Source organism: Gleimia hominis (genome assembly GCF_002871945.2).
Lineage (GTDB): Bacteria > Actinomycetota > Actinomycetes > Actinomycetales > Actinomycetaceae > Gleimia > Gleimia hominis_A.
The window spans coordinates 346,091-371,093 of sequence record NZ_CP126963.1 but is presented as its reverse complement, the minus strand read 5'-3'; the positions used below and the strand labels follow the sequence as shown (position 1 = coordinate 371,093).

The window sequence follows — 25,003 nt, the reverse complement described above, 5'->3', positions numbered from 1 at the left end:
TTGGTAGCGGGATAGTTTTTGATTTTTAAATATTGAGGATGCGATAACTATGGTTGAGGCAAACACTAGTCGGCGTTCGTTTCTAAAGTGGTCCGCGGTTGCTACGGCGGCGGGCACCGTCCTGCCGGCGTGTACGGCACACACGCCGACGCGTTCCGAGGGGTCAAAAGAAGGCCTGCCTGCTCCGACTGCGGACCGGACGGCGTGGTCGGCCTGCCTGGTGAACTGTGGTTCCCGCTGCCCATTGCGGATGCAGGTGAAGGACGGGACTATCGTGCAGGTGCTGCCTGACAACACGGGTGATGACGGTTTGTTTACTCGTCAGATCCGCGCGTGCGTGCGGGGTCGTTCGATGCGCCAACGCATTTACAGTCCGGATCGCATTAAGACCCCTTTGATTCGCGTTGAGGGGACAAAACGCGGTGCGGGGAAATGGCGGAAAGCCTCGTGGGATGAGGCTCTTGACCTGGTGGTAGAAAAGCTGCGGTATACGTATGACAAGTATGGACCTGAGGCGGTTTACCGTAACTACGGTTCAGGCGTGTGGAACGCGCACGTAGCTAACTCCGGTGGGTGGAACCGCCTGTTCAACCTGCTGGGTGGCCACTTAACGTACTACGGCAACTATTCTTACGCGCAGATAGCGACGATCACTCGGTACTTTTACGGCAGTGAAGACGAGCAGGTGTCGAACTCGTTTGAGGACGCAGCTCTGCACTCCGATTTGTTGGTGCTGTGGGGAAATAACCCTCAGGAAACCCGGATGTCCGGAGGCGGGCTCGTGTACACGTCCCTGTGGGCAAAGATTAAGGGTAAGTGCAAGATTATTGTGGTGGACCCGCGGTATTCGGACTCGGCCGCGGTTTTGGCCGACGAGTGGGTGGCGCCGCGCCCGGGTACGGATTCGGCGTTGATCGCCGGGATGATTCACGTGATGCTGCAAGAGAATCTGCAGGACCAGGCGTTCTTGGACAAGTACTGCATCGGTTTTGATGAGGATCACATGCCCGAGGGCGCGCCTAAGCACGCGTCTTACCGGTCCTACATCGAGGGGAAAGGCCCGGATGGTGTGGAGAAGACACCCGAGTGGGCCGCACGGATAACAGGCGTTCCGGCAGATCAGATTCGCGCATTCGCGAGGCAAATCGCGAACGCGAAAGCCTGCAACATTTCGCAGGGGTGGGGTCCGCAGCGGCATGCCAACGGGGAGCATCAAGCATTGGCGATCTACCTGCTGGCGTGCGTAACCGGTAACGTGGGTATCCCCGGTGGCGGCACCGGTGGTCGCGAGGGGTACTACTGGCCCATAACCGAATGGTTTGACGACGGGGAGAACCCGGTCAAAACCTCCATTTCCTGTTTCGGTTGGACCGACGCAATCGATCACGGCCCTGAGATGACCGCAACTAAAGATGGAGTGCGGGGTGCGGACCGCCTCAAGACGGGAATTAAATTCCTGCTGAACTACGGGTCGAACATGCCTGGTTCGCAGCACGCGGACATTAATCGCACCCGCAAAATCTTGCAGGACGAGTCGAAATGCGAGTTCATCCTGGCGGTCGATAACCAGATGACGCGCACTACGGAACTGGCGGACGTGGTGCTGCCCGACACGACGCAGTCAGAACGGTGGGATTTGATCCCCAGTGAATACACGGGAGACATGGCGTACCTGATTTTGACGCAGAAGGTAATTGAGCCGCTTTACGAGTCTCGCCCTGCTTTCGAGATTGTTCGCGAAATCGCTAAACGCATGGGGTTGGAACAGGAGTTCAGTGAAGGCCGGGATCTGGAGGCGACGGTGCGCAAAATGCATGCAAAAACCGTAGCTGAACACCCGCAGTTTCCGGACTTTGACCAGATGGTGAAGCAGGGGGTGTACCGGTATTCGAATCCGGAGGGTACCACGGTTGCGTTGAAAGAATTCCGTGAGGACCCGGAGGCTAACCCGCTCGATACGCCATCTGGAAAAATTGAGATTTACTCCCAGCAGCTGGCGGATATGGCGAAAACGTGGGAGTTCCCGAATCCGCTGCGCGGCGACCAGATTCTTCCCATTCCCGCGTACCAAGCGACGTGGGAAGGTGCGGAAGAGGCCAAGACTAATCGAAAGTACCCCCTGCAGTGCATTGGGCACCACTATAAGCAGCGCACGCACTCCACGTACGGTAACTTGTCGTGGCTCAATGAGGCTCACCCGCAGTCGGTGTGGATTAATACGCTCGACGCGCAAGACCGCGGGATTGAAGATGGGAACGAGGTACTGATCTACAATCCGCGTGGCAAAGTTCAGATCCCAGCGAAGGTGACGGCGCGTATCGCCCCGGGCGTGATTTCGCTGCCGCAGGGGGCGTGGACAAAGTTCGATAAGCACGGTGTGGATCACGGTGGGGCGGTGAACGTACTCACCAGTCAACATCCCACGCCGATTTCAAAGGGCAACGGTCAACACACCACCCTCGTGCAGGTAAAGAAGGTGCGGTAAACGCTTTTGCGGCCCCGAAATACGCTGGCAGCGTCTGCGGATCCTAAATACGTTCTGGAACTGAACTGCGCTGGGAGTATTTGCCCATCTCACCCCACTGGTCTGGGTGTGCGGGATCTTGCGGAATCCACTTGGCTGAGCGGATAGGATAGAAGCGTATGGGGTATTCAGGCGCATACTGCCCACGGAGAGAGGGCACGCGCAGGCTTGGGTTCGCACCACGCCGACTTACCGCAAGCGGGTTCGCACCACGCCGGATTATTTCGAGCGGGTTCGCGCCACAGGGAAAGGAAAGAAAATGGATTTGGCTGTCTGGTCAGCTGCCTTATTTACAGTACTGGCGCAAATGTCAGTGGGCGCATTCATTGTGCTGGGGGTTTTTAACGTCATCGGACACTTGCGATACCCGAACCGGGTGAAAAACCGCCTCGCAGACCCCGCGTTGTACGCAATCGGCCCCACAATTTTCGTGGCGATGCTCGCCGCTCTCCCCCACGTGCTGCGCCCCCTCCCGCGTTTCAACCAAGCGATCTTCACCCCTGAAACGATTCTGGGCACAATCTTTGGGATCCTCGGTTTCCTATTTGCAATCGCCCAGTGGAAACGCATAAGCGCCGCCCGCGTGCGGTGGTTGTTCGCATTCGTCGTGGCCGCAGTCGGAATCGTGTTCGTAGCTGTCATGGCACACACCTACGTGGCGCAAAACAACCCGATGTGGCCGGGCTTCACCACGCCCGTACAGTTCTTCCTCACCGCCATAATTTCGGGGATGCTCGCGGTTTCTTTCGCGTTCGCCCTGTACCCGTGGCTGCGGGAAAACCAAACTTACCGCCGCCTGGTTGAAAAAGATCCAGATGGCACTTCCGCTCTTCTTGACGCTGAGGTAAATCGGTTGCTGTCCTCCTCCATCCGCGTCATCGGTTTCATCAGCATCGGACTCATCGTTGTTGAACTGGTAATGCTCATATTCAACGCACTACTCGGCACGTACCCGCGGTCCATGCCGATCCCCATGCTGATCATTACCGCGGTCCTACTGCTCGCTGGGATTGGTTTTGACACGGCCGCGATCACGTCGGTGCCTAAACTCGGTTCGTCCGTACTCAAACCCACTGCCCGCACCCTGCGTTCCCTCCTCTACGTCGGAGCTACTCTAGCGCTCGTGTGGACCGCCCTATTCATTGACCGCCTCTACTACTTCTACGCGGGTATCGGCCAATAGCGAATCCTGCATTCTCGGGCCGCAACCAGCTAGTTAGGAACCTATGGGAACACACCTGCAGAACTTGTCTGTGACACCGGTGGAACTCGCTGAACGCCTCAGCACCGCCGGTGAAGTAATCGCGCACCTCTACCTGGCGCCACCATCCGGGGTACTGGTGTCTAGCCTCATGGATCCGCAGATGCTCGACGTGTGGCCCCTCGAAGACCCCACTTCGCAAGCCGGTATCGTCCTTTTGCGCACAGGCGCAGATTCCCTCAAGCAACTACAACAAGACCATCTGTACCTATATATCGGGGTTGGCCCCGCATTAGCACAGCCGTATGAGTCGCCCTACGTGTCGGAAGAAGCGATCGTGTTCGACACCGCAACGCTGCAGGTGCGTGCCGCCTACGAGAAATACGGGTTCCAAGCCCCGCATCTAGGCACGGACCCGGACGACCACATTGGGTTAGAAATCGCGTTCCTAGCGGCCCTGGCAGGCAAGTACGCCGCGGACGGCAAAGCACAGCCGTCGCTCGTTCGCGATGCGCAAGCGTTTTTTGACCAGCATCTAATGGCATTCGCCCCCAAGGTTATTGCAGCTTCACGCGAGCATGCTCAAACCCAGATTTACCGCGCGCTTGCAGATCTGACGGAAGGGTTTATTGAGCAGTACCAGCATTGGCTCACACAAGTATCCACGCAGGAGCCCAAGCAGTGAGCCACGAGCGGCTGTACCGGTGGATCCAAGACACGCAGCCCCGGGTGGTCCTCACCTGTGCGCACGTGAACCCGCGCTTACCCCGGCGGGTGGCCGCACTGCAAGCCCCCTGCGTTGAACAAACTCCCCCGGGATTCGCATTCGAACTACTCACCGTGGGGGCAGCCAGCGTGCAGGTCGACACCACCTGTCCGCACGCATCCAAGCGGCTGCAACAATGGAAGGCACTCCACCCAAACTTGGTTACCGAATGGACAGGCAAACCAGTGCGCCTGAGGGCAAGCAAACCCGTTGATATAGCGAATCCACCCGTATCACGGCGCGCAGTTCTAGGCCTGCCTAGCGATGACCTACCCGTAGACGCCGTGGCCAACGACGCCACGCGGCTCATTCAAGCAGTCCGCTACCTCGCACAGCGCTACGACTTCGAAACAGACCCACAAGTTCTCAACACCCTGTGCGCGCCCCAAGCGACGCTTTTGAACTGTTCGGGTTGCAATGCGTGTCAAACCTGCACCAAAACCTACTCGTGTCTGCAAATGCACACTGCGGGGAACCACTGGCGCCTCGAACACAACTTAGATGAATGCAATGGGCACAGCGAAAACCCGTTCTGCCCAATCGGCGTACTACAAGTGCACGAGCCCGCTCAGTGGGCACAGCAACTAAGCGAGCCGGTGCAAACACTCGAATCCATGGTGGTCCACGAATGTACTAAATGCCACGTGCCATTTGCCACTGCCGTTCCCGCCGAAGATTCCGCGTTAGCAACAGAAGAACCAGCTGAGTCAGCAAATCCGGAAACAACCAAGCTCGCAACCACAGAAACTGTTGACCCGGCAACCACGGAACTAGGCGAGCAATTGTCGAAACAGGGGTCCGCGCAAGTGCTGTGCCCTACCTGTCAAATGAAAGAAAGTAATCCGTTCGAAATGGTACTACCCCCAGGATTTGTGAGGAGAAAATGAAGTTCACGCATTTAACATCCGCCGGTGACGCTCACATGGTGGATGTCACCGCCAAGCAACCCACCGTCCGTGAAGCCACAGCCCGAGGTCAAGTCACCTGCTCCCCCACGGTGATGACCGCGCTGCGCGACGGCGCCGTCCCCAAAGGAGATGTGTTGGCAGTAGCTCGAGTGGCGGGCATCGCCGCGGCGAAACGCGTTCCAGAGCTACTCCCTCTTGCCCACACCATCGGCGTGCACGGCGCCAGCGTGGACCTCACCATTGAATCCGACCACGTGGCGATCGAAGCCACCGTCCGCACCGCCGACCGCACCGGGGTGGAAATGGAAGCACTCACCGCCGTCAGTGTCGCTGCCCTCGCGATAGTCGACATGGTCAAAGGGGTAGATCGGTCCGCGCGCATAGAAAACTGCCGGATCGTAGCCAAATCCGGCGGCCGCTCGGGCCAGTGGGTACGCGAAGGTGAATCCTGGCCCAACGCCTAAATGCACTCAAAGGAACACAGCACCTTCACAGGTGACGTTGCGTTCCAAGCGAGCCTGGGTAAATACGCACGCTAGCCTCCGCAACCTGGGCAAAAGCACGCTAAAATCCGCACAAGAACGCGCCCCCCAAGCTCCCTCTCGGGCAGTGGTCACGCGTGGTCCAGACCGTCCAACTGGTCTAGCACGTGCCGGGCAATCGGGGCGATCACGCGCACACCATCGCGCACACCCCCGGTTGAACCCGGCAAGCTCACAATAAACGCTTGCCCGACGCCGCGTTTAGTAACCCCTGCTATCCCCCGGGTTAGCAGGGAAAAAGGTGTTTTCGAAGCCCCGTTCAGAGCGATCTGCATACTCACCGCCGGCATCGGTAACTCAATGAGAGGCTCCAGTGCCTCAACCGTCCAATCACGCGCCCCAACCCCAGTGCCACCGGTGGTGATCACAATCCGGGCCCCCGCCTCAAGCGCGTGAATAACGGCCTCCTGCACCGACTCAACCCCATCGGGCACAACCGCAACATCCGCGCAGTCATAACCGGCCGCTTGCATCAGCTCGCGTGCCAACGGCCCCGACCGGTCCGCGTACTCGCCCCGGTGAGCGCGATCAGAAACAGTAATTACCTGCACTAACGCCATCTGCTTTCCCCCATCTTTTCCACATAGAATACTAGCGTGTCAGATTTTTTGGAGGCTCGATGATTCCCGTTGAAGACTACCTAGCGAAAATCCTAGAGGGAGTACGCCCACTCCCAACCGTTCAAACTCCGCTCCTGGACGCGCTGGGAACGGTGGTGGCTAGGGACCTCGAGGCACAGTTGGCGGTGCCGCCGTTCACGAACTCAGCGATGGACGGTTTCGCAGTTCGCTTCAAAGATGTGCGGGGCACCAACCCGGACCACCCCACGCAACTACCAGTTCAGGAGGACCTGGCTGCTGGGGTGGGCGGTGAACACGCCCTCAAACCCGGAAATGCGGCGCGCATCATGACGGGCGCCCCCCTCCCCGTGGGCGCCGACACGGTCGTGAAAGTTGAAGACACGAATATCGCCCCGGGGCCAGCCGACCTGCCAGGTACCGTCACGTTCTACCAGGTGGGTAACGAAGGTGCGCATGTGCGCGCTAAAGGTGAAGACGTAAACGAGGGCGAAGTGGTGATCCACGCGGGTGAGGAAGTAACGCCCGCACTGATTTCCGCTGCCGCATCCGTAGGATACAGCGAACTGCCCGTGCATGCCCGGCCCCGCGTAGCCGTAATCTCTACCGGAGAGGAACTGGTTGCCCCAGGCCGTGAACTCAGCGGCGGGCAGATTCCCGATTCGAACTCCCTGCTGCTAGCTGCCCTCGCACAAACCTGGGGGGCGGAGGTTGTGTTCCGCGGCCGTAGTGGAGACAGCCCAGAGGCACTCGCCCAGGTTTACGACCAGGCGGCCGAGCAAGCAGATCTCATAATCACCTCCGGTGGGGTCTCTGCCGGCGCGTTCGACGTAGTCAAAGCCCTCGGGATGGAACACGATTTTGAGTTCACAAAAGTGTGTATGCAACCGGGTAAACCTCAAGGACACGGCCATTGGGAAACCGGGGGTAGACGCGTGAAAGCAATCAACCTGCCGGGCAACCCCGTGAGCGTATTCGTTTCCTTCACCCTGTTCGTCCGCCCCGTACTCGCCGCATTGGCTGGGCGGAGTGCAAAACTAGCTACCACCCACGCGATTGCAGCCACGGGCTGGAAGTCGGCAAAAAACCGGCGTCAATACGCGCCCGTGATAGCCCGGAAGACCGATCGGGGTCTAGAGGTGACGCCCACGCACGTGCTCGCAGGTAAATCTCACCTGGTTGCTACGTTGCCGCGCGCCACTGGTTTAGCTGTGATTCCTGCGGCAACCTCTTTCGTAGATGAGGGAAGCTCGGTAGTCTACATTCGGCTGTGAAATTTGGCGTTTCTACCCGCTAGATAGCAAAAAAAACACAAGTGGGTGATTCGTCAAATACGTCACTAAGCACGAGCATTAAGACGCATTTGCGTCCATTGTAGTTTAGTTTAGGTGCAAAACTAGATAGGGTGAAAACATGGAATACTTGTCCGTACGCGATACCGCAAACATTTTGGGCGTGTCAGACGACACGGTCCGGCGTCTGGTCGACGACAAAACAATTACCGGTGAACGGGTTGGGTCACGCATCCACATTGAAGGACCTTCCGTAGTTGGATACATGCAGGACCGGGCGCAGGACATGCAGGAATACCGCGAGCATTCCTCGCTGCGCAACAACCTGCGGGGCCTGATTACGAAAATCACGTCCGACAAGGTGATGACACAGGTTGAGATGATGTGCGGTCCGTTCCGGATCGTTTCCCTCATCTCCACTGAGGCCGCTACCGAGCTCGGCTTGGAAGTGGGCACCATTGCTGTGGCAAACATGAAAGCCACGAACGTATCAATCTCACGTTAAAAGGATATTAACTATGTCTCGTTTGAAAACTATTGTCGGAGGCGTCCTCGCGTCCGCACTCCTGCTGGTTGGCTGCTCGTCCTCCGGCTCTTCGGACGCACCATCCACGTCCAGTGAGTCACCAAAAGCGGAGGCTTCCGCGGAACTCACCGTGTTTGCTGCCGCCTCATTGAATAAAACCTTCGAAGAAATCAACAAAGAGGTTTTCGAACGCGACAACCCTGGTTCCACCGCTAAGTTCTCGTTCGAAGGTTCCTCCACACTGGTTGATCAGCTGAAACAGGGGGCGCCGGCGGACGTGTTCGCTTCCGCTGATCAACGCAACATGAAGAAGGCAACGGACGCGGACCTGGTGGAAGAACCGAAAGATTTCACCGATAACAAGCTCGTCCTGATTGTCCCCAAGGGTAACCCGGCGAAAGTTACAGGGCTGAATGATTCGCTCGATAACGCGAAAGTAGTTATTTGTGCGCCTGAGGTCCCCTGCGGGAACCTCACGAAGAATATTACTGAGCAGGTGGGTGTAACCATTAAACCCGCTTCCGAGGAACAGAAGGTAACGGACGTTCGCGGCAAGATTGAACAGGGTGAGGGCGACGCGGGTCTGGTGTACCAAACCGACGCGATGGCCGCTGGTGCCAAGGTAGAAACCATCCCGTTTGGTGAGGACGTGGACAGCAAGATTGACAACAAGAACATCTACCCGATTGCAGTTGTGAAGGATTCGAAGAACAAGGATCTTGCGCAGAAGTTCATCGACGCGGTACTTTCTGAAGATGGCCAGAAGATCATGGCTAAGTACGGTTTCACTACCGTAGACAAATAAATAGCTTTTGATATCGATGGTATCGAAGCAAGCAACTGGGACTACCGTTCGTAAACCACGGGCGGTAGTCCCCCGCTTTTTCCTGGTCCCCACCCTGCTGGCGCTGATTTTTGTAATCAGCCCGTTCGCGGGGATGTTTGGGCAGATCTCGTGGGATTCGATCGGTAAGGTATTGACCACGCAGCAGGCGCAAGACGCACTGTTCCTATCCCTGCGCACCTGCATCACGTCTACGATAATCGCAACCATACTGGGGGTTCCCACCGCGCATTTCATGGCGTTCATAGGTAAGCGTGGGAAGGCAGGGGCGATTGTCTCTAGGGTGATGAACGCGCTAGTGACGCTGCCGATGGTGCTTCCCCCCGTGGTGGCGGGTCTGGCTCTGCTAGTCACCTTTGGGCGCCGCGGACTGCTGGGGGCCACGCTAGACGCGTGGGGCATCACCATCGGTTTTACTTCCATCGCCGTAGTGATGGCGCAAATATTCGTGGCGATGCCGTTCCTGATTGTGTCTTATGAGGGCGCGCTGCGCACGCGCGGTACCTCACTGGAACGCGCAGCCACCAACTTGGGGGCCCGCCCGTGGCGTGTCTACCGCACGATCACGCTACCCCTAACCCTGCCCGCACTGGCGTCCGGGATCGCGTTGACGTTCGCGCGTGCCCTCGGGGAGTTCGGTGCCACCCTCACGTTCGCCGGTTCCCTGCAGGGCGTGACCCGCACACTTCCGCTCGAGATCTACGTGCAGCGGGAGTTAGACACGCAGTCAGCACTGACTCTGTCGCTGATCCTCTTGATCATCGCGGTGGTCGTCATCGCCCTCACCTCACTACTCACCGCTCGCCGCGCGCTTTCGAGCGCGCGGACCCCTCGGGAAAAGACGGACACTACATCCGAAATCCGTGCGATGGCTGGGTTGGCGCGCACGCGGCGGAATCGACCTCAAGAAGCGGAAGGCGCGGCAGCGGTTCTTGACCATGCGCGCGTGAACGTTCGCAGCGTTGACTTGACGGCGAACCTCGTACGCGGCCGGCTCACGGCAGTTGTGGGCCCAAACGGGGCTGGTAAATCCACGTTGTTACAGATGCTTTCGGGCGCGCTTACTCCCGATGAGGGGCGTGTCAGTTGGCTGCTTGGCGACGGAGATCCGCAGCTCGCGTGGCTGGAGCAGCGGGCGTTACTGTTCCCGCACATGAGTGTGCTTGAAAACGTTACCTACGGGCTTACCACCCACGGCGTGCCGGCGAAGACTGCGCATAAACGCGCCCTCGAAGAGCTGCGGGCCGTGGGGTGTGCGCATCTGGCGCAGCGGCATCCCGACCAGCTGTCGGGTGGGCAGGCGCAGCGCGTTGCCATCGCCCGGGCGCTCGCGTTGGATCCAGATGTGGTCTTACTTGACGAACCGCTTGCAGCCGTGGACTTCTCTACCGCATGGAACCTGCGGTTGGTGCTCGCCAACCGGATCGCCGCTTCCAATGTGACAGCCATTTTGGTTACCCACGACCTGGATGACGTGGCGTCACTGGCAGATGATTTGATCGTCATCGAGTCCGGTACTGTAGTGGAAACCGGGCCGGCGCAGCAGCTGTTGGCTCACCCGCAGTCAGACTTCCTCGTGGCGCTCACGGGCGCGAACCGGTTGGACGTGAATGGACGCTCGGTAGTTGCTGCCCCGCAAGCGCTCGCACTGAAGACAGAACATGTAGAGCCTGCTAACTCTAACCAGGTTGGTGCTGAGGTACTGGAGTCCATCCCCACTGGACGCGGCTGGCTAATCATCGTAGAAACCAGTGCGGGTGACTTCGTGGCGGTGGCACAAACTGGGGAGCATGCCCAGTTGCAGCCCGGCACGCGCGTGGTGGTGGACGCAGCAGCAGGGGCTGGCGGACCGGTTCAAGAAAACAGGTGACGCAGCGCATTACGGCCGGGTTTGGCTCCGAAGTAGAAATGAATACTTAGCGGTAAGTGCGGGTACACGAAGAGGGGGCTGGAACAACCAGCCCCCTCTTTTCCCACGCTAGTAACTAGCTGTTGGGACGCTTGCCGTGGTTCGCGGCGCCCTTACGACGGGCGCGACGCTTGCGACCGCGCTTACTCATAATTATCTCCTCGGATCATGTGCCACACAGGTGTGCGGCGGTTACGTAACCCGTACATTTTCGCATAAGAAAAGCTAAATCCCAAAAGAATGTGAGCCTATCCACCGCCGCCACTCACCAACGGAACCTCTACCGCGCCTGCACGTGTGTGGTGCGCAGCCGCATAATCACTTTCGCCCGCAGTTGAACCGGAGCTGAGTACTGGTTGCATTCACGCACCCGCTGTCGCAACCGAAGCTCACGGCGGATAACCGCTCGGCAGTGCGGACAGTTCAGGACGTGCTGTTCAATCTCTGCGCGCCGAACCTCATCCAGGACCTCATCGGTAAAAGCATCGAGGCAGTCGATCAGGTCCGCGCAGCAACAAGGCTTATGCATCGACATTCTCCTTACTCACAATATTGTTCTCTACCGCGTACTGGGCCAGGGCCTCGCGAAGTAACGCCCGTCCGCGGTGTATCCGCGACATTACCGTCCCCATTGGACTATCCATGATCTGCGATATTTCTTTGTACGAAAACCCGTCAATATCACTTAAGATCACGGCTTCCCGGTAGTTTTCCGGCAGTTCCTCCAGAGCCTGTCTTACCTGATCGTCAGGCAGAAAGTCCAACGCTTCCTCTTCGGCCGACAGCAGTCCGACGGCATGGTGATTAGCGGCTTCGTAAAGCTGCCAGTCCTCCACGGTCTCCCCGTCTGTTTGCTGCGGGCGCCGCTGTTTCTTGCGGTAGTTATTTATGAACGTGTTTTTCAGTATGCGGTACATCCACGCCCGGAGGTTCGTCCCCGGTTTGAAGGTGTGGAATGAGGAGAATGCGCGCACGTACGTGTCTTGCACTAGGTCTTGCGCATCTTGAGGGTTGCGGGTTAGGCGCATGGCAGACCCGTAGAGTTGGTCGAGTAGAGGCAGTGCCTCCGCCTCGAACCTTTCGCGCAGTTCATTTTCTTTATCCATCACCTTGAGCATACGTGGCTTCACTATTAGGTTCTAACTATTAGGAAGCCGAAATTATTTCAACTCCCTGCCTTTTAGCCCTGCGCGTAAAGTATTACCCCGGTAACATAAGGACTATGAATATCTTGCGTCTTGTTGCTCGCCCACTCGTTGCTCTGCCGTTCCTAGTTGATGGGGTGGATGCAGTCCGCCACCCAGATAAGCACGTGGAGAAGTTCCAGAAGGTCACGCCGATTCTTGAAAAGGCTGGTCTGCCCCCGGTGTTGGCGTCTGATGCAAAGATGCTGGCGCAGGTCACCGGTGGGGTCACCGCAGCTGCTGCCGCCGGGTTAGCGATCGGTAAAGCCCCGCGCCTGTGCGCCACGGTGCTTGCGGCCGCTGCTATTCCAATCGCGATGATTCAAAACCCAGTGCCCCTAGCTAAAGACAGCGATGAGAAAGCCGGTTACTACCGTGGCTTGCAGCGCCTCGGGGCAGCACTTGGCGGTGTGCTTTTAGCAACCGCGGACCGCGAAGGGGAACCGTCGGCCGCTTGGAAGCTCGGCAACTGGCGTGAGCACCGCACCGACTTGGTTGAAGAGCGCAATAAGACGTGGCAGAACGCTAAGGACGTCTTTGACAAATAGTTCCCGCCTGCAGCACTCGCACTGCCAGTCGGCATTTCCTGATCCCTGGCCCGCACCATTTGCCCGTGCACCAGTGGATGCATCGGTGCAAGTACCCGGTTCAAAGTCGCTTTCGAACCGCGAGCTGGTTTTGTCTGCGCTTGCACAATCCCCGTCGGAGCTAACCGGGGTGCTTCGCGCTCGCGACACGGATTTGTGTATGCGAGCGCTGCACGGCCTCGGTGCCGAGGTTGAGGCTGCGGGCACGCGCGTGCGGATCACACCGCTCTCATCTGTCCGCCCGACCGTAGTGGACTGCGGGTTAGCCGGTACCGTCATGCGGTTCTTACCTGCGGTCGCTGCGCTGGGGAACGTGCCCGTGCGCTTCACCGGGGATCCGCAACCCCAGACTCGCCCCCTCCGTCCCCTGTTGGATGCGTTAACTCAGCTGGGCGCGCGCGTGGAATACGAGTCTGAGGCGAGCCTCCCATTCACCATTTGCGGCCCCATAGCCGGAAACCACGTTCGTATTGACGCGAGCGCTTCCTCTCAATTCCTCTCTGCGCTGCTGCTAGTCGCCCCGCGGATCCCCCCGGCCGCGGCTTCGCGCAGTGCACAAGACGGTGCGGGAACGCCCCTGACCATTGAGTTAGTTGGCGCGGTCCCATCTAAGGCGCATATAGACATGACGCTGGCTTGCATGCGCAGGCGCGGCGTTCCAGTTTGGTGCCGCAAGAATATTCTTGAGGTCCCCCGCACTCCTTATCGGGGCTTAAACACGGCGATTGAGCCGGACCTGTCGAACGCCGGCCCGTTCTTAGCGGCCGCCATGGTGACTGGGGGGACGGTCACGATCGAGCAGTGGCCTGAGCAAACCACGCAGGCGGGGGTGCAGTGGCCGAGCATTTTTGAACGCATGGGCGCGCGCGTGCAGGTTGAGGGAGGCGCCCATGCCCCACTGCGGACGCTGACGGTGCACGGTCCTAAGCGTGGACAATTGCGTGGGATTGAGGTGGATCTGCACGCGTTCGGGGAGCTCGTCCCCACCCTCGCTGCCGTGTGTGCCTTCGCGCAAACCCCCTCTACGTTGGTGGGGATCGCACATTTGCGCGGCCACGAAACCGACCGCCTGCACGCGCTGACTCAGGAGCTGCAGCGCTTAGGTATAGGTGTAGAAGAGGGGGCTGATTACCTGAAGATCCTCCCTCAGGAACCAAAAGAAAACACTACTGTCGAATCGTATGCAGACCACCGGATGGCTACGTTCGGGGCAATCATCGGCCTGGTAGTGCCGGGAACAAAGGTGCGCAACATCGCAACCACCGCGAAAACTATGGCCCACTTCCCCACCATGTGGACGCAAATGCTGGCAGGTGAGCATGTCTCGGCGTGATATAGGTACCGACGACCCCCGCGTGCGGGTGCGCCCGGGGCGGGGCAGCCGACCGCGCACTAAGCGACGCCCAGACTATTCCGACCGCCCATTGGGACGCGTGATCGCCGTGGACCGGGGGCGCTACCACGTGAAGATGGATACGGGTGAGCGCGTGATCGCGGTTAAAGCCCGCGAGATTGCGCGCGGAGGAATTGTGACGGGCGACCGGGTGCGGCTCACCGGGGACCTCACGGGTCGAAAAGACACGCTGGGACGGATCGTGCTGGTAGAACCGCGCACCACCACGCTGCAGCGCAGCGGCGAAGACGCGGACGCGCACGCGCAGAAAGTAATGGTCGCAAACGCCGACACGATGGTGCTCGTAACCGCGATGGCCGACCCGCCGGTACGACCCGGGTTCATTGACCGCTGCCTAGTTGCCGCATTCGACGCGGGCCTAACCCCAGTCGTGTGCTTAACGAAAGCGGACCTGGGGGACCCGGACAACGTGGCGGCACTGTGCGAAGCGCTCGACGTGGAAACCGTGCAAACATCCACCGACACCAACCACCCCACGCACGCGGGTATAGAACAGTTGCGTCAGCGTCTTGCCACCCACGTGTCAGTTTTTATCGGCCATTCCGGCGTGGGGAAATCCACCCTCATCAACGCGCTAGTGCCACAGGCGCAGCGGCAAACCGGGGACGTTAACGCGGTCACCGGGCGGGGCAGGCACACGTCCACGAACGTGGTTGCATTCCCACTTGCACCATCCGGCCTCGTGATCGACACCCCCGGGGTGCGTGGGTTCGGCTTAGCACACGTGGACCCCTCGGACGTTATCCGAGCGTTCGCGGACCTCGACGCCGCAACCAGTAACTGCCCACGCGGATGTGACCACCGGATGGGCGCCCCCGAATGCGGGTTAGACCAGTGGATCACCCAAGCGCCCACGCAAGAGGAGCAGCGTATGCGGGCCGCGCGCGTGGCGTCCGTGCGCCGACTGCTCGAATCCCTCAAGAAAGCACAAGAAAACCCGTGGGAGAACTGACACGCGGCACGTGCAACTAGGGGCAAACTAGACGGAAACGGCACGTAGTCCGGTAGCGTAGAGAGTATGAATCAGCGCAACCTTTACAACGATGACCTGCGGTTGGCGCACGTGCTGGCAGACCAGGCGGATAGCGTCACCACATCCTATTTCCAATCAACAGACCTGCGGGTAGAAGAAAAATCCGACCACTCCCCCGTCACAGTTGCGGATCGGCAAACGGAACAGACGATCCGCCGGCAACTATCCACCGCCCGTTCGCGCGACAGCGTGTACGGCGAAGAAATGGGGACAACCGGTCGTTCCACGCGCGTGTGGGTGATTGACCCGATCGATGGCACAAAGAACTTTGTTCGCGGCGTGCCCGTGTGGGCCACGCTAATTAGCCTGGTTGAGGACGGGGACGTCGTAGTGGGAGTTGTGTCCGCGCCCGCCCTGGGGCGGCGCTGGTGGGCAGCGAAAGGACAGGGGGCGTACACGGGGACGTCCCTGCTGCGGGGCAAGCAAATCCACGTGTCCAATGTGCACCGGTTAGAGGACGCTTCCCTGTCTTATGCGTCCCTTGACAACTGGCGCAAAGCCGGGCGGTTCGAAGAGTTCAACGCGCTCACGCAGCGCACGGCCCGCACCCGGGCTTACGGTGATTTTTGGTCTCACATGCTTGTGGCGGAAGGGGCGGTTGATTTTGCTCTGGACCCGAAGTTGGAGGCCTACGACATGGCCGCACCGGTGGCGGTGGTGCAAGAAGCCGGTGGCGTGTTCACGTCCTTACTCGGTGATGACGGCCCGTGGGGTGGCACTGCCCTGTCGTCCAACGGCCACTTCCACGACGAAGTGTTGAGCATTCTGAACTGGCCCGAGCCACAGTAGGCCGGCTATGAAGTTCATTCACACGTCTGATTGGCATTTGGGCCGCACACTTGCGAACTATCCGCTGCAGCGGTTTCAAGAGCAGTTTTTAGACCACTTCGTCGACCTGGTTGCTCACGAGCGGCCCGACGCGGTCTTGTTAGCCGGGGACGTGTTTGACCGGGCGATCGCACCGCAATCGGCGATGGTGTTGCTTGAGCATACGCTGCGGCAGCTGGCAGAACTGACTCAGGTGGTGATGATCTCTGGAAACCACGACGCGCCCGTGCGTTTAGGGTACGGGTCGAGCCTGTACACGGATCGGGTGCGCGTGTTTATTCGCTGTGCCCAGGTGGGGACCCCGGTTTCGTTCGGTGACGTGCACGTGTACCCGGTTCCGTTTTTAGAACCCGATGAGGCACGTTTCGAACTGGCACCTTCATTAGACGAACCGTTGCCGCGCACCCACGACGATGTGATGGCAGCTGCTCTGCGGCGCATTGACGCGGATCTGTCGGCCCGCGGTGGGGTTGGGATCGCGATGGTGCATGCGTTCGTGGCGGGCAGTAAAACCAGTGAGTCCGAACGTGACATCGCGGTGGGTGGTTCGCAAGCGAGCTACCCGGAAACGTTTGCTCGAATGGGCAGCCACGCGCCCTGCTCCCAGTTGGCGTACGTAGCGGCAGGGCACCTGCACCGCGCCCAGCAGCTGCAAGCCGGCGGCACTCCAATCCGCTACTGCGGCACCCCGCTGCCGTACTCGTTCTCTGAGGCCAACTACGCCCATTCCACCACTATCGTGACGGTTACCGGCAAAGACGTGTCGATTCGTACCGTGCCGGTCCCTCAGCCGTACCAATTGGTGAACTTGCGTGGCTCCCTACAGGAGGTTTTGAATCAGCCGGTAGTTTCAAACGCGTTCTATTCCATTGAGTTAACCGATCCGATCCGCCCCGAACGCGCGTACGAGCAGGTTAAGAACCGGTTCGAAACCGCCCTGGTGGTGCGCCACACAGGTACGGTACCGGTAGATCATGCGCCGCAGCGCCGCAACCTGGACCCAACGGACCTGGTAGCAGCGTTCTTTGAAACGACTTTGGACCGAAACCTATCTGCCTCCGAGAGGGGTCTGGTTCGAAACACGTGGGAGCAAGTACGAAAAGAGGAACACAATGCGTCTGCTTGAGTTGAAGTTCAGTGCGCTCGGACCGTTTCCAAACGAGCACACGATTGACTTCACCGGGTTTGAAGCCAGTGGAATCTACTTGCTGCGCGGCAACACGGGGACGGGTAAGTCCACCATCATAGATGCAATTACGTACGCGCTCTATGGTGAGGTTGCAGGGCAGAACACGTCTTCTAACTCACGGTTGCGTTCGACCTACGCGGATCCGGACACGAAGACGCTGGTGCAGCTGCGGTTCGAAACCCCGCACGGGGTGTTTGAGGTGGTGCGTACCCCCGCGTACCACAAGCCAGGGCGCAAAAGTTTGACCCCTGCGAGTAGTTTTTTGTCGAAACTCACGCTCGTGGATGGGCAGGTAGTGGGCCGGGAGACGCTCGCGTCCCGTAAGCGAGAAGTTGATGAGCAGGTTGCGCACGTAGTTGGGCTGGGTCTTGACCAGTTTTTGCAAACAGTGATCTTACCGCAGGGGAAATTCGCGCAGTTTATCCGCGCTTCCTCCCTGCAGCGGAAAGAGCTACTGGCTGACATTTTTCGCACCCGCTCGTTCGAAACGTTCACAAAACTGCTGTTAGATAAGGCGCATGAGGCAAATCGGCAAACACAGCAGCGGGCAGACCGCTTAGTTACCCTCGCGGCGCATATTCATGACGGGGAGGATGCGGAGCTTGCGCAAGCGCTGGAGAAAGAAGACTTCGATGCGGCGCACAAGCGGTTGGGGGATCACCAAGAACAGTTAGAGATAGCGGCTCAGGCGCGCGCAACTGCCCGCGAGCAGGCACGGGAGAACTATCGGGAGGCCGCGTTCACGCTCGAGCAGGTGCGTGCCCTCCAGCGCTCTCGGGCACGCGCCGATGAGTTGGAGCGCGAGTTACACAGCCTGCGTGCGCGCGAGACAGAGATTGAGCAGTGCCGGCAGACGCTGAACCGGGCGCGGACAGCGCGGGCGATTGTGCCTCATATTGAACAGGCAAAGGCGGCACAGAGCGAGCTTACACGCGCGAACACTCACTTGAGTTCCGTGCACAGCAAACTCGCTTCTGCCCCGCACCTTGCGGATTTGCCGGCGTTCAAAACCAGTGGGGAGAAAGGCACGCAAACGAGCGCGGCTCTGCTCGACGCGGTGGGCAAATACGCACGCGAGTGCGCCGAGGAGCGCGGCGACGACTTGCACGCGAACGACGGTGAGAACGGCCACTCCTTGCTAGAACTCGGCCAGGCAGAAAATGCCACGGAAGCTGAACTGCCAAATAGCGAGACTCTAGACCCTCTTTATCAAAGCTTTGCGCAAGAGCTCACGCGGTTAGAAGACGCCGCCGAACACGAAGCACAGTTAGAACAGTTGCGCGAACGCCTGGCAGATGCCCGGGAACAGGCTGAACGCAGACGCGAACAAATGCAGGCAGATCAGCGTGAACTCGACGATATTCCCCCGCAGATTGAGCAGATTAAAACGCAAATGGAGCAGGCCCGAACCGAGTCGGAAGCGATTGAACAACGCGAGGCCAAGCGCAATCAACTCGACGACCGCTTGCGGGCGGCACGCGAGGTGCAGGAGCTGATCCCGCAGTTACAAGATGCGGCCGACGAAGTATCGCGCACCGCCCATGAAGATGACCGAGCGCGGCAAGCGTATGAACAGCTGCGCAATAAGTGGCTGGCGGACTCCGCATTAGCCCTGTCTGGGTACTTAAAAGACGGGTTGCCTTGCCCGGTGTGCGGTGCAACCGAGCATCCCGCTCCGGTAACGGGTGAGCGCCTGGTGGTTTCTCCTCAGGATCTTCAGGAGGCCGCGGACGCGTCGTCGAAAGCTACATCGGCGTTTGGGAAGGCACGAAGCGAACATGAGCAGATTACTAAGCGGATTGCGGATTTGAATCAGGTGGCGGGTGATTCCGCAACAGCACTTGAGCAGGCGCGCGGGCGTGCGCAAGAACTGTGGGAGGCCGCACGCAAAGCCGGCACGCAGTTAGCGACACTGTCGGAAGAGCTCACGCGCATAACGGGGAAGCAGGAACGCTTAACGGACCGGCGGGTGCACCACGCGGAACAACTCGAAGCGTTAGCGCAACGCGTTACAGAAATAAGCCAGGGCATTGCCGAAAACGAAGCGGCTGTGCGGGGTGCGCGCGGCCCATTTGACAGCGTTTGTGCGCACATTGACGCGGTCCGCTTAGCTGGCCAGCAGGTGCGGGATTTGCAGCGGGCAATCGACGAGGTCCACCATGGGCAACAATCGTTTGAGAACGCGTCCGCACAAATGCGGCGCGCCGTTGCGGAAAGTATTTTTGACACCGCTAAATCCGTACAGGAAGCGTCCCTAACCACTGCGGACAGCGAGGAGCTGGAGGCGCGGATCAACGAGTTCGAACTGAACGTGCGCGCGTGCACCCAGGAGTTGGACCAGTTGGAAACCTCGGGGGTACGCGAGTGCGTGCTCCCGGATTCGCAGGCGCTCGCGCGCGTTGCGCAAGCGTGTAAGGACAAGCAGGAGGCAGCCCAAGATGCGGCGGCCACCGCAGCGGACCGCGCGCACCGGGGTGCAGCCGAGCTGCAAAGTTGGCGCGGCGAATGGCAGGCGCTGCGCCGCGAGTTGGCGCAGACTCAGACTGTGCGGTTGTTCTCTCGGATTGCGAACGGGGACACGAGCGACGCTGGGAACCGGGTGCCGTTAGCCACGTGGGTTCTGCTCAACCAGTTTGACGACGTGCTCGCGGCCGCGAACCCGTTTCTAGCCCGGTTTTCCGCGGACCGGTACGCACTGGCGCGCGTGGAGTCGGACCCGGGGTCGCGCAGCAGCAAAGTGGGGTTGGGGTTGGCGATCCACGATTACAATACGGACACGGATCGCGCTCCCCTGTCTTTGTCGGGTGGGGAAACTTTTTACACGTCCCTCGCGCTAGCACTCGGGTTGGCGGAAGTTGTGTCCAGTGCCGCAGGTGGGGTGGAGTTCCAATCCATGATTATTGATGAGGGGTTCGGCTCGCTCGACGCGTACACGCGAGACCTGGTGATGAGTGGATTAGAGGCAATTCGCGATAGCGGCCGCACCGTTGGCCTAGTGTCGCACGTGGAGCAGATGCAGGAGCGGATCGCGGATGGCATCCACGTTATGCGAGCGCCGGGCCAGCGCTACTCCACGCTGAAAGTGTACGCGTAACTACTGCCGAAGGGATGCGCGTAACCACTGCGAAACATCTGCGCTGAGTTGCTTTTGGACGAGTTGAGCGGGGCTACAGGTCCGCGCCAACCTGGTAGATCAGTCGTTCCCGTTCACTGATGTCGTACCACAGGGGAAGGTGGTTATATAAGGCGGCCACCGCCTTGTCCGCTGCGTCTTGTGTTTGCGCCTGACACGCTGCATTCACAAGGGAACTCACGTGCGGATCGTCAATCAGGATCGCCACCACGTCTGACCATTGGATTGGCCCCTGATTCGGCAGGTCAACTGCGAGTACGCAGCGGCGCGTAAAGTCCCCTCGGTCGCGGATGAGTTCAAGCGATGCTAAACACGCTTCCATGGTGGCTTCGTATTCTGCTATTTCCTGGTCCGCTGCACCTGTCGCATCTGCTTTGGGAGCATAGTATTCCCGTTGCGGGGGTGTGGACAACTGTAGTTCTTGGGCGGTGATGGGAAGAAAAACTCGCATGGCTACAGTGTGCCACGAGTCTCAAGAGAGCAGCTAGATGTCATCCGTGTTTCGCAGTCTTTTCCGCGCCTTTCCCCTCTGCCCACTTCCGCAGGCGATTCCACCAGGGTTTGGTTTGCCGCTTAGGTGCTTGCTGCGGCCCACTGGATTCAACTGGTGTGACGTCAAATAGTTGACTGGCGATCTGGGTGATGCTGCGCGCAAAAGAGCTTTGCTGCGCGGTTTCAACGACTGTGGTTGCTTTCAAAACCGCATCATCCACTGCCGGCGTGGCGTCAATCAGTTCGAACGGGATGTTTTGGCAAATAGAACGCGCGACCGTGATCAGCGACCTGCGCGAGCGGCTCCCACTGGCCGCGTTGCGCACCTGGTTAATGACCACCAGGTCGATATCCACACTCGCGTCTTTGCACTGCGCTAACGCTTGGTTCAGCCGCGTCAGCCCCACCGCATCTGCTTTCGCCACGAGCACTCGCCGATCCGCTGCCTGTAGCAGTTCTAAGTTCACGTCTTCGCGGCTGGGAATGAACGACAGTTGCGCCGGATCCGCTTCCGTGAATCCCGCTCCTATATCCACTATCACGTCACCGAAGTAGCGCAGCTGCTCCACGGTTTGCGCCACTGCCTCTGACCTGAGTGTCTGCCACGTATCCGCTTGCGTCAGGCCAGTTAGGATCGTCAGGCGCGACGCCAGTTTTTCACGCAACTCCCCTAGCTCCGTGACTTCTAACATTCCTCGGTTTTGCAGGGAGCAGGCCCGCACCAAGCCAGATCCCCCATCTTCTACCCCCAGCATTATTGCCAGTGCGGGCGCCGTCGTATCCGCATCCACAAGGGTCACATGGCGTTCCAGGCTAGCTACACAGTGCGCCAGATTCGCCGCGATTGTTGACCGCCCTGGCGCTCCCGCCGTTCCCCATATCGCTACCATTTGCCCGTTTTTATCCGCTTGAGGTTCTGGCTCCCGCTCCACCCCTGGGCTAACCGTGGTTTCACCGCGTAAGTCTTCGCGAATCGCCAACGTCAAGGATTCCAGTAGTTCGTGCGCACTCGTGCGTTCAACGCGCACGTCCTCCCCAAATGATGGGGTCGCTAAAGTATCTGTGACCACCAGCAGAACCAGTGCGTGTGCGGCGTGCAGTGCCTCCACGAATGCACTATCGATACCGCACAGCTCGTCGAGAAGAACGATCCGTCCCACGCCCGCGAGGACACTGGCTTCCACTTCTCCCCTGTCGGCGCATCGGCGTGCTACGCGGTATCGGGCGCTTTGCTGATTTAGCGCCGCCACCACGTCCGCTTCGAAATCACCGGTTAACCAAACGATGACGTTTTCAACGCTCATTCCTACTCCAGATTCCGCGTTAGTTTTGCGATTAACCTCTTGCGCTTTAATTTCGTGGCACAACCACGAGGTTCTTGTCCTGCGACATGCCTGCCAACACCCCCGGTAGGTCCGTTTCTGGTACGGACACCTCCACTGCCCGTCCCGCGCGAATAGATAAGCCCTTACCTGGCTCATGTACTCCCAGCACGATGGCGTCCCCAGACAGGGGTTTTGCTGCTTCCTGGTGCGAGGCCGGGTCAACCGCGGTGTCTTCCACCTGCCAAACTTCAACGGCAGATCCCACTTTCACGGAAGAAGGTACATCGCCAGACACGTTCACCACCACTTGCCGCCGGCCTTGAGCGGTACTGTCTGACACCGCAGATTGGGGAAGCAGCTCGCCGGCGGATAGTGACCGGGTTGCCACCGCTCCCTTTGGTAGCGCTCCGCGTTTTACGTACACGTGGGTTTCTGGCCGGGCATCCACTACTTCCAGCTTGCCTTCGTCAATCGTCTGCCCCATCGCAACGTTTTCTCGCAGCAAATACAGGGCTTCACCGCTGCGCGCATGCCTCACGAGTAACGTGGTTCCCACTAGAGATATCACCACGATTATCAAACCAATAACGAATCGTGGGTCGCGCAGTACTGACCTGCCTTTTGAATACGCGAGCTTTGGGGCATTTCGCTTCTTCGCACTCATAGTTAAATCATGCCAAAAAATTAGCGGCCTAGTGGTTTTCCACAGAAACCGTCCACATTCTGCTCACGCAACCGCGAAACCGCAGTTATCCACAGTAACTGCCATAGACTCGCACCTACTGGCATAAAGTGAGATAGTTGTCGTATGGAACCTCGTTTTTTAACCCTGGCCGATGTTAAAGAGATCCTGAACTTATCCATGTCCGCCACGCGCGCGCTCGTTTCCTCAGGTGAGCTACCTGCAATCCAAATTGGAGGTAAGCGGCAGTGGCGGGTAGAAGCAAGCGAACTCGAAAAATACATCGAACGCCAGTACGCGGTAACGCGAGAGAGAATCGAAGCTGGCGAAGCGTCCTAAAGCACGCATTCGCAACTAAAAATCGATTCGGACCGAACAGTATAGGCCCGCTCTGCGCTACGGATTTCAAAGTGGTCCGCGTAAACCGCTCCTATCCAACCGGCGATCGACAGCTGCTGAACAGCTATTTTTACTCGCTGGCGATTTTGCATCAAAGACCGAAGCACGGAGTTCATCGGCAGTCTCCGCTCAAGTATTGACGCTTCACTCGCGTGTCGGGCCACTCCTTCGAGCACGCTGCAGTTCGACAAGTTCACCAGCACCTGCCGTCCAGCCTGGTCTAAAAGCACCCAGTTTTGCCCTACCCGCAACAGCCGTCCCTGAGCCTGCGCTCCAGTGTCACTAATGCATTTAACTTCGCTTCCAACAGTTGAGCGGAGCCGTTCGACAAGAGTTATGTCCGTCAGCTCAGCCTGCGCCAACTCGTAAACTTCCTCGCGTTCTTGCGCTCTGCGCGCAGCTGAAAACGTTTCTTCTAACTCGTCAATGAGTCCGCTTAGTTCCATACGCTCATTGAAACACATGACTGCCCTCACTTTCCCCACAGTTTCCCACCTGATCTTGAATCCTGGATCACACCTTGACAACCCACATTCACGATGTAACCATAAACACAACGAACTGACACGAACCGAAACGATCCGGTAGGGATTTAAGCCCGAGCCTAGGCGTTTCAAGCAGGTTCGTCCCGTCAGTGCCAGCCCGGCATCCGCACGATAACCACCGTTTAACGTGGGGAGCCCACAGGTATACGAGCCGCGTCTTGGCTCAGAGAGGAAAACGCACCGTGTTCACTCACCCCACCACAGTGCCCGCCGCAGCCACAACCGTGCCCGTCAAAGCTGCCAAAGTCGGCGCCCGAACGGCGACAACACTGGAGGAAACCCCGTTCGTATCGGGACGCATAGCCGTGGTTATGGCATTATTCACCGCGGTTCTCACTGTCCTTCTAGTCTGGTCGGGGGCCAGCGCGCTCCCGCTACTACGCTCTCCTGACGTCCTCGTCCAAGGCGCGTTCAGCCTCAACGCCCCGATTATTACCGTGGTTGTGTTCGCGGTTTCCGTAGGTGCGTGGGTGCTGGCTTTGTGGACGACTCTGTCACTGTTCTACGTACAGTTTTTGCTCACCACTAGGCAGCGCAGTGTTGGCGTGGTCCTGTCCTCCCGCTTCCTGAGTCCACTGGCGCGCAAACTGTTGCGCCGCTCGGTACTTAGCGTCGCATTGAGCGCCAGTATGGTCACGCCCGCGTTCGCACTCGATAGCGTCGACCTTATGTGGCCCGCGGGGACAAACCCAGCGGACGTAGCGAGCACCGCGGTTGAACAGGGCAATCCCGCCGATTCTATCTCCCCCTCCTCTGCCGATTCGAAGTCCGCTCCCTCAGGCGGGTCTAACTCCGGCTCCTCGTCCGCGTCTTCCGCGCGCAATCTGGTAGCTCCTAGCACAGCTGGTTCCACCACTGCAGGCGCTTCAGCAGATTGCGCAGCCAACGCAGGGGCCGCAAGTTCGTTCACCTACACCGTCAAAAACGGCGACACTTTGTGGACTATCGCGCAAGAACAGTGTGGAGCACAGACGCAAGCAGCTATATCCCGCGCATGGCAGAGGATCTATCAGCAGAACAAAGCTGCTATAGGCAACGATCCCTCATTAATCTACGCGGGCACCGAACTCGTAATCGACCGAGGTAGCAACCAGTAATGCTA

25 protein-coding genes are annotated in these 25,003 nt (G+C 59.0%); 17 read left to right on the top strand and 8 right to left on the bottom strand.

Annotated features, from left to right (window positions below; genetic code table 11):
• The first annotated feature begins 49 nt into the window (after nt 1–49).
• The 5 genes from CJ187_RS01670 to moaC all read left to right on the top strand — a co-directional run bounded on the left by CJ187_RS01670 (nt 50) and on the right by moaC (nt 5,863).
• Complete coding sequence (locus tag CJ187_RS01670; RefSeq protein ID WP_102216032.1) at nt 50–2,485, top strand: DMSO/selenate family reductase complex A subunit; 2,436 nt, start codon at nt 50–52, stop codon at nt 2,483–2,485.
• A 298-nt stretch (nt 2,486–2,783) separates the two neighbouring features.
• Nucleotides 2,784–3,707 (top strand): DmsC/YnfH family molybdoenzyme membrane anchor subunit, encoded by a 924-nt coding sequence (locus CJ187_RS01665; protein ID WP_102216033.1) that lies wholly within the window; start codon nt 2,784–2,786, stop codon nt 3,705–3,707.
• A gap of 43 nt (nt 3,708–3,750) precedes the next feature.
• Entirely contained in the window at nt 3,751–4,410 is a 660-nt protein-coding gene (locus CJ187_RS01660) for a TorD/DmsD family molecular chaperone (RefSeq protein ID WP_102216034.1), read from the top strand.
• Nucleotides 4,407–5,378, top strand: coding sequence for a hypothetical protein (locus tag CJ187_RS01655; protein WP_102216035.1), 972 nt, complete (start codon nt 4,407–4,409; stop codon nt 5,376–5,378). Before CJ187_RS01660 ends, CJ187_RS01655 begins: the two co-directional genes overlap by 4 nt.
• The gene (moaC, locus tag CJ187_RS01650; protein WP_102216036.1) at nt 5,375–5,863 is read left to right on the top strand and encodes a cyclic pyranopterin monophosphate synthase MoaC; all 489 of its coding nucleotides are present in this window, start codon (nt 5,375–5,377) and stop codon (nt 5,861–5,863) included. Before CJ187_RS01655 ends, moaC begins: the two co-directional genes overlap by 4 nt.
• Before the next feature lie 149 nt (nt 5,864–6,012).
• Here moaC and CJ187_RS01645 read toward each other — a convergent pair whose 3' ends face one another.
• On the bottom strand, nt 6,013–6,501 hold the full coding sequence (locus CJ187_RS01645; RefSeq protein ID WP_102216037.1) for a MogA/MoaB family molybdenum cofactor biosynthesis protein: 489 nt from the start codon (nt 6,499–6,501) through the stop codon (nt 6,013–6,015).
• Nucleotides 6,502–6,560: 59 nt separating this feature from the next.
• Between CJ187_RS01645 and CJ187_RS01640 the strand changes: the two genes are divergently transcribed.
• From CJ187_RS01640 to CJ187_RS01625, 4 genes are all read left to right on the top strand, one after another.
• Nucleotides 6,561–7,793: a molybdopterin molybdotransferase MoeA gene (locus CJ187_RS01640; RefSeq protein WP_102216038.1), complete on the top strand. Its 1,233-nt coding sequence runs from the start codon at nt 6,561–6,563 to the stop codon at nt 7,791–7,793.
• 139 nt (nt 7,794–7,932) lie between these two features.
• On the top strand, nt 7,933–8,316 hold the full coding sequence (locus tag CJ187_RS01635) for a TOBE domain-containing protein (protein WP_102216039.1): 384 nt from the start codon (nt 7,933–7,935) through the stop codon (nt 8,314–8,316).
• 13 nt (nt 8,317–8,329) lie between these two features.
• Nucleotides 8,330–9,142, top strand: a complete 813-nt coding sequence (modA, locus tag CJ187_RS01630; RefSeq protein ID WP_102216040.1) for a molybdate ABC transporter substrate-binding protein — start codon at nt 8,330–8,332, stop codon at nt 9,140–9,142.
• Nucleotides 9,143–9,158: 16 nt separating this feature from the next.
• Nucleotides 9,159–11,051, top strand: coding sequence for an ABC transporter permease (locus tag CJ187_RS01625; RefSeq protein WP_102216041.1), 1,893 nt, complete (start codon nt 9,159–9,161; stop codon nt 11,049–11,051).
• Nucleotides 11,052–11,166: 115 nt separating this feature from the next.
• Here the strand turns inward: CJ187_RS01625 and CJ187_RS09470 are convergent, their stop codons facing one another.
• The 3 genes from CJ187_RS09470 to CJ187_RS01615 all read right to left on the bottom strand — a co-directional run bounded on the left by CJ187_RS09470 (nt 11,167) and on the right by CJ187_RS01615 (nt 12,208).
• Entirely contained in the window at nt 11,167–11,241 is a 75-nt protein-coding gene (locus CJ187_RS09470) for a 50S ribosomal protein bL37 (protein WP_376779569.1), read from the bottom strand.
• Between the two features lie 129 nt (nt 11,242–11,370).
• A complete protein-coding gene (locus CJ187_RS01620; RefSeq protein WP_158237706.1) occupies nt 11,371–11,619 on the bottom strand; it encodes an anti-sigma factor family protein in 249 nt (82 codons plus the stop codon).
• Complete coding sequence (locus tag CJ187_RS01615; RefSeq protein ID WP_102216043.1) at nt 11,612–12,208, bottom strand: sigma-70 family RNA polymerase sigma factor; 597 nt, start codon at nt 12,206–12,208, stop codon at nt 11,612–11,614. The genes CJ187_RS01620 and CJ187_RS01615 overlap by 8 nt, the downstream gene beginning before the upstream one ends.
• Nucleotides 12,209–12,312: 104 nt before the next feature.
• Between CJ187_RS01615 and CJ187_RS01610 the strand changes: the two genes are divergently transcribed.
• The 6 genes from CJ187_RS01610 (at nt 12,313) to CJ187_RS01585 (ending at nt 20,419) form a co-directional block, all read left to right on the top strand.
• Nucleotides 12,313–12,822 carry a DoxX family membrane protein gene (locus tag CJ187_RS01610; protein ID WP_102216044.1) on the top strand — a complete coding sequence of 170 codons (510 nt, stop codon included), beginning with the start codon at nt 12,313–12,315 and terminating at the stop codon, nt 12,820–12,822.
• Entirely contained in the window at nt 12,812–14,194 is a 1,383-nt protein-coding gene (aroA, locus tag CJ187_RS01605; protein ID WP_233187300.1) for a 3-phosphoshikimate 1-carboxyvinyltransferase, read from the top strand. Before CJ187_RS01610 ends, aroA begins: the two co-directional genes overlap by 11 nt.
• A complete protein-coding gene (gene rsgA, locus CJ187_RS01600) occupies nt 14,181–15,227 on the top strand; it encodes a ribosome small subunit-dependent GTPase A (RefSeq protein WP_102216045.1) in 1,047 nt (348 codons plus the stop codon). The genes aroA and rsgA overlap by 14 nt, the downstream gene beginning before the upstream one ends.
• A gap of 66 nt (nt 15,228–15,293) precedes the next feature.
• Nucleotides 15,294–16,097: a histidinol-phosphatase gene (gene hisN, locus CJ187_RS01595; RefSeq protein ID WP_102216046.1), complete on the top strand. Its 804-nt coding sequence runs from the start codon at nt 15,294–15,296 to the stop codon at nt 16,095–16,097.
• Nucleotides 16,098–16,104: 7 nt separating this feature from the next.
• Nucleotides 16,105–17,262 (top strand): metallophosphoesterase family protein, encoded by a 1,158-nt coding sequence (locus tag CJ187_RS01590; RefSeq protein ID WP_102216047.1) that lies wholly within the window; start codon nt 16,105–16,107, stop codon nt 17,260–17,262.
• Entirely contained in the window at nt 17,249–20,419 is a 3,171-nt protein-coding gene (locus tag CJ187_RS01585) for an AAA family ATPase (RefSeq protein WP_102216048.1), read from the top strand. Before CJ187_RS01590 ends, CJ187_RS01585 begins: the two co-directional genes overlap by 14 nt.
• A gap of 73 nt (nt 20,420–20,492) precedes the next feature.
• Here CJ187_RS01585 and CJ187_RS01580 read toward each other — a convergent pair whose 3' ends face one another.
• Genes CJ187_RS01580 through CJ187_RS01570 form a run of 3 tightly spaced genes read right to left on the bottom strand, consistent with a single transcriptional unit; the run spans nt 20,493 to nt 22,939 of the window.
• On the bottom strand, nt 20,493–20,909 hold the full coding sequence (locus CJ187_RS01580) for a DUF6912 family protein (RefSeq protein ID WP_102216049.1): 417 nt from the start codon (nt 20,907–20,909) through the stop codon (nt 20,493–20,495).
• 40 nt (nt 20,910–20,949) lie between these two features.
• On the bottom strand, nt 20,950–22,254 hold the full coding sequence (locus CJ187_RS01575; protein ID WP_158237707.1) for an AAA family ATPase: 1,305 nt from the start codon (nt 22,252–22,254) through the stop codon (nt 20,950–20,952).
• Nucleotides 22,255–22,300: 46 nt separating this feature from the next.
• Nucleotides 22,301–22,939, bottom strand: a complete 639-nt coding sequence (locus tag CJ187_RS01570) for a hypothetical protein (protein WP_158237708.1) — start codon at nt 22,937–22,939, stop codon at nt 22,301–22,303.
• Nucleotides 22,940–23,083: 144 nt separating this feature from the next.
• Between CJ187_RS01570 and CJ187_RS01565 the strand changes: the two genes are divergently transcribed.
• The gene (locus CJ187_RS01565; protein WP_102216051.1) at nt 23,084–23,296 is read left to right on the top strand and encodes a helix-turn-helix domain-containing protein; all 213 of its coding nucleotides are present in this window, start codon (nt 23,084–23,086) and stop codon (nt 23,294–23,296) included.
• Here CJ187_RS01565 and CJ187_RS01560 read toward each other — a convergent pair.
• Entirely contained in the window at nt 23,293–23,841 is a 549-nt protein-coding gene (locus tag CJ187_RS01560; protein WP_284667750.1) for a hypothetical protein, read from the bottom strand. The genes CJ187_RS01565 and CJ187_RS01560 overlap by 4 nt on opposite strands.
• Nucleotides 23,842–24,059: 218 nt before the next feature.
• On the opposite strand from CJ187_RS01560, the gene CJ187_RS01555 reads away from it, so the two are divergent.
• Nucleotides 24,060–24,998, top strand: a complete 939-nt coding sequence (locus CJ187_RS01555; protein ID WP_146003058.1) for a LysM peptidoglycan-binding domain-containing protein — start codon at nt 24,060–24,062, stop codon at nt 24,996–24,998.
• The last annotated feature ends 5 nt before the right edge of the window (nt 24,999–25,003 follow it).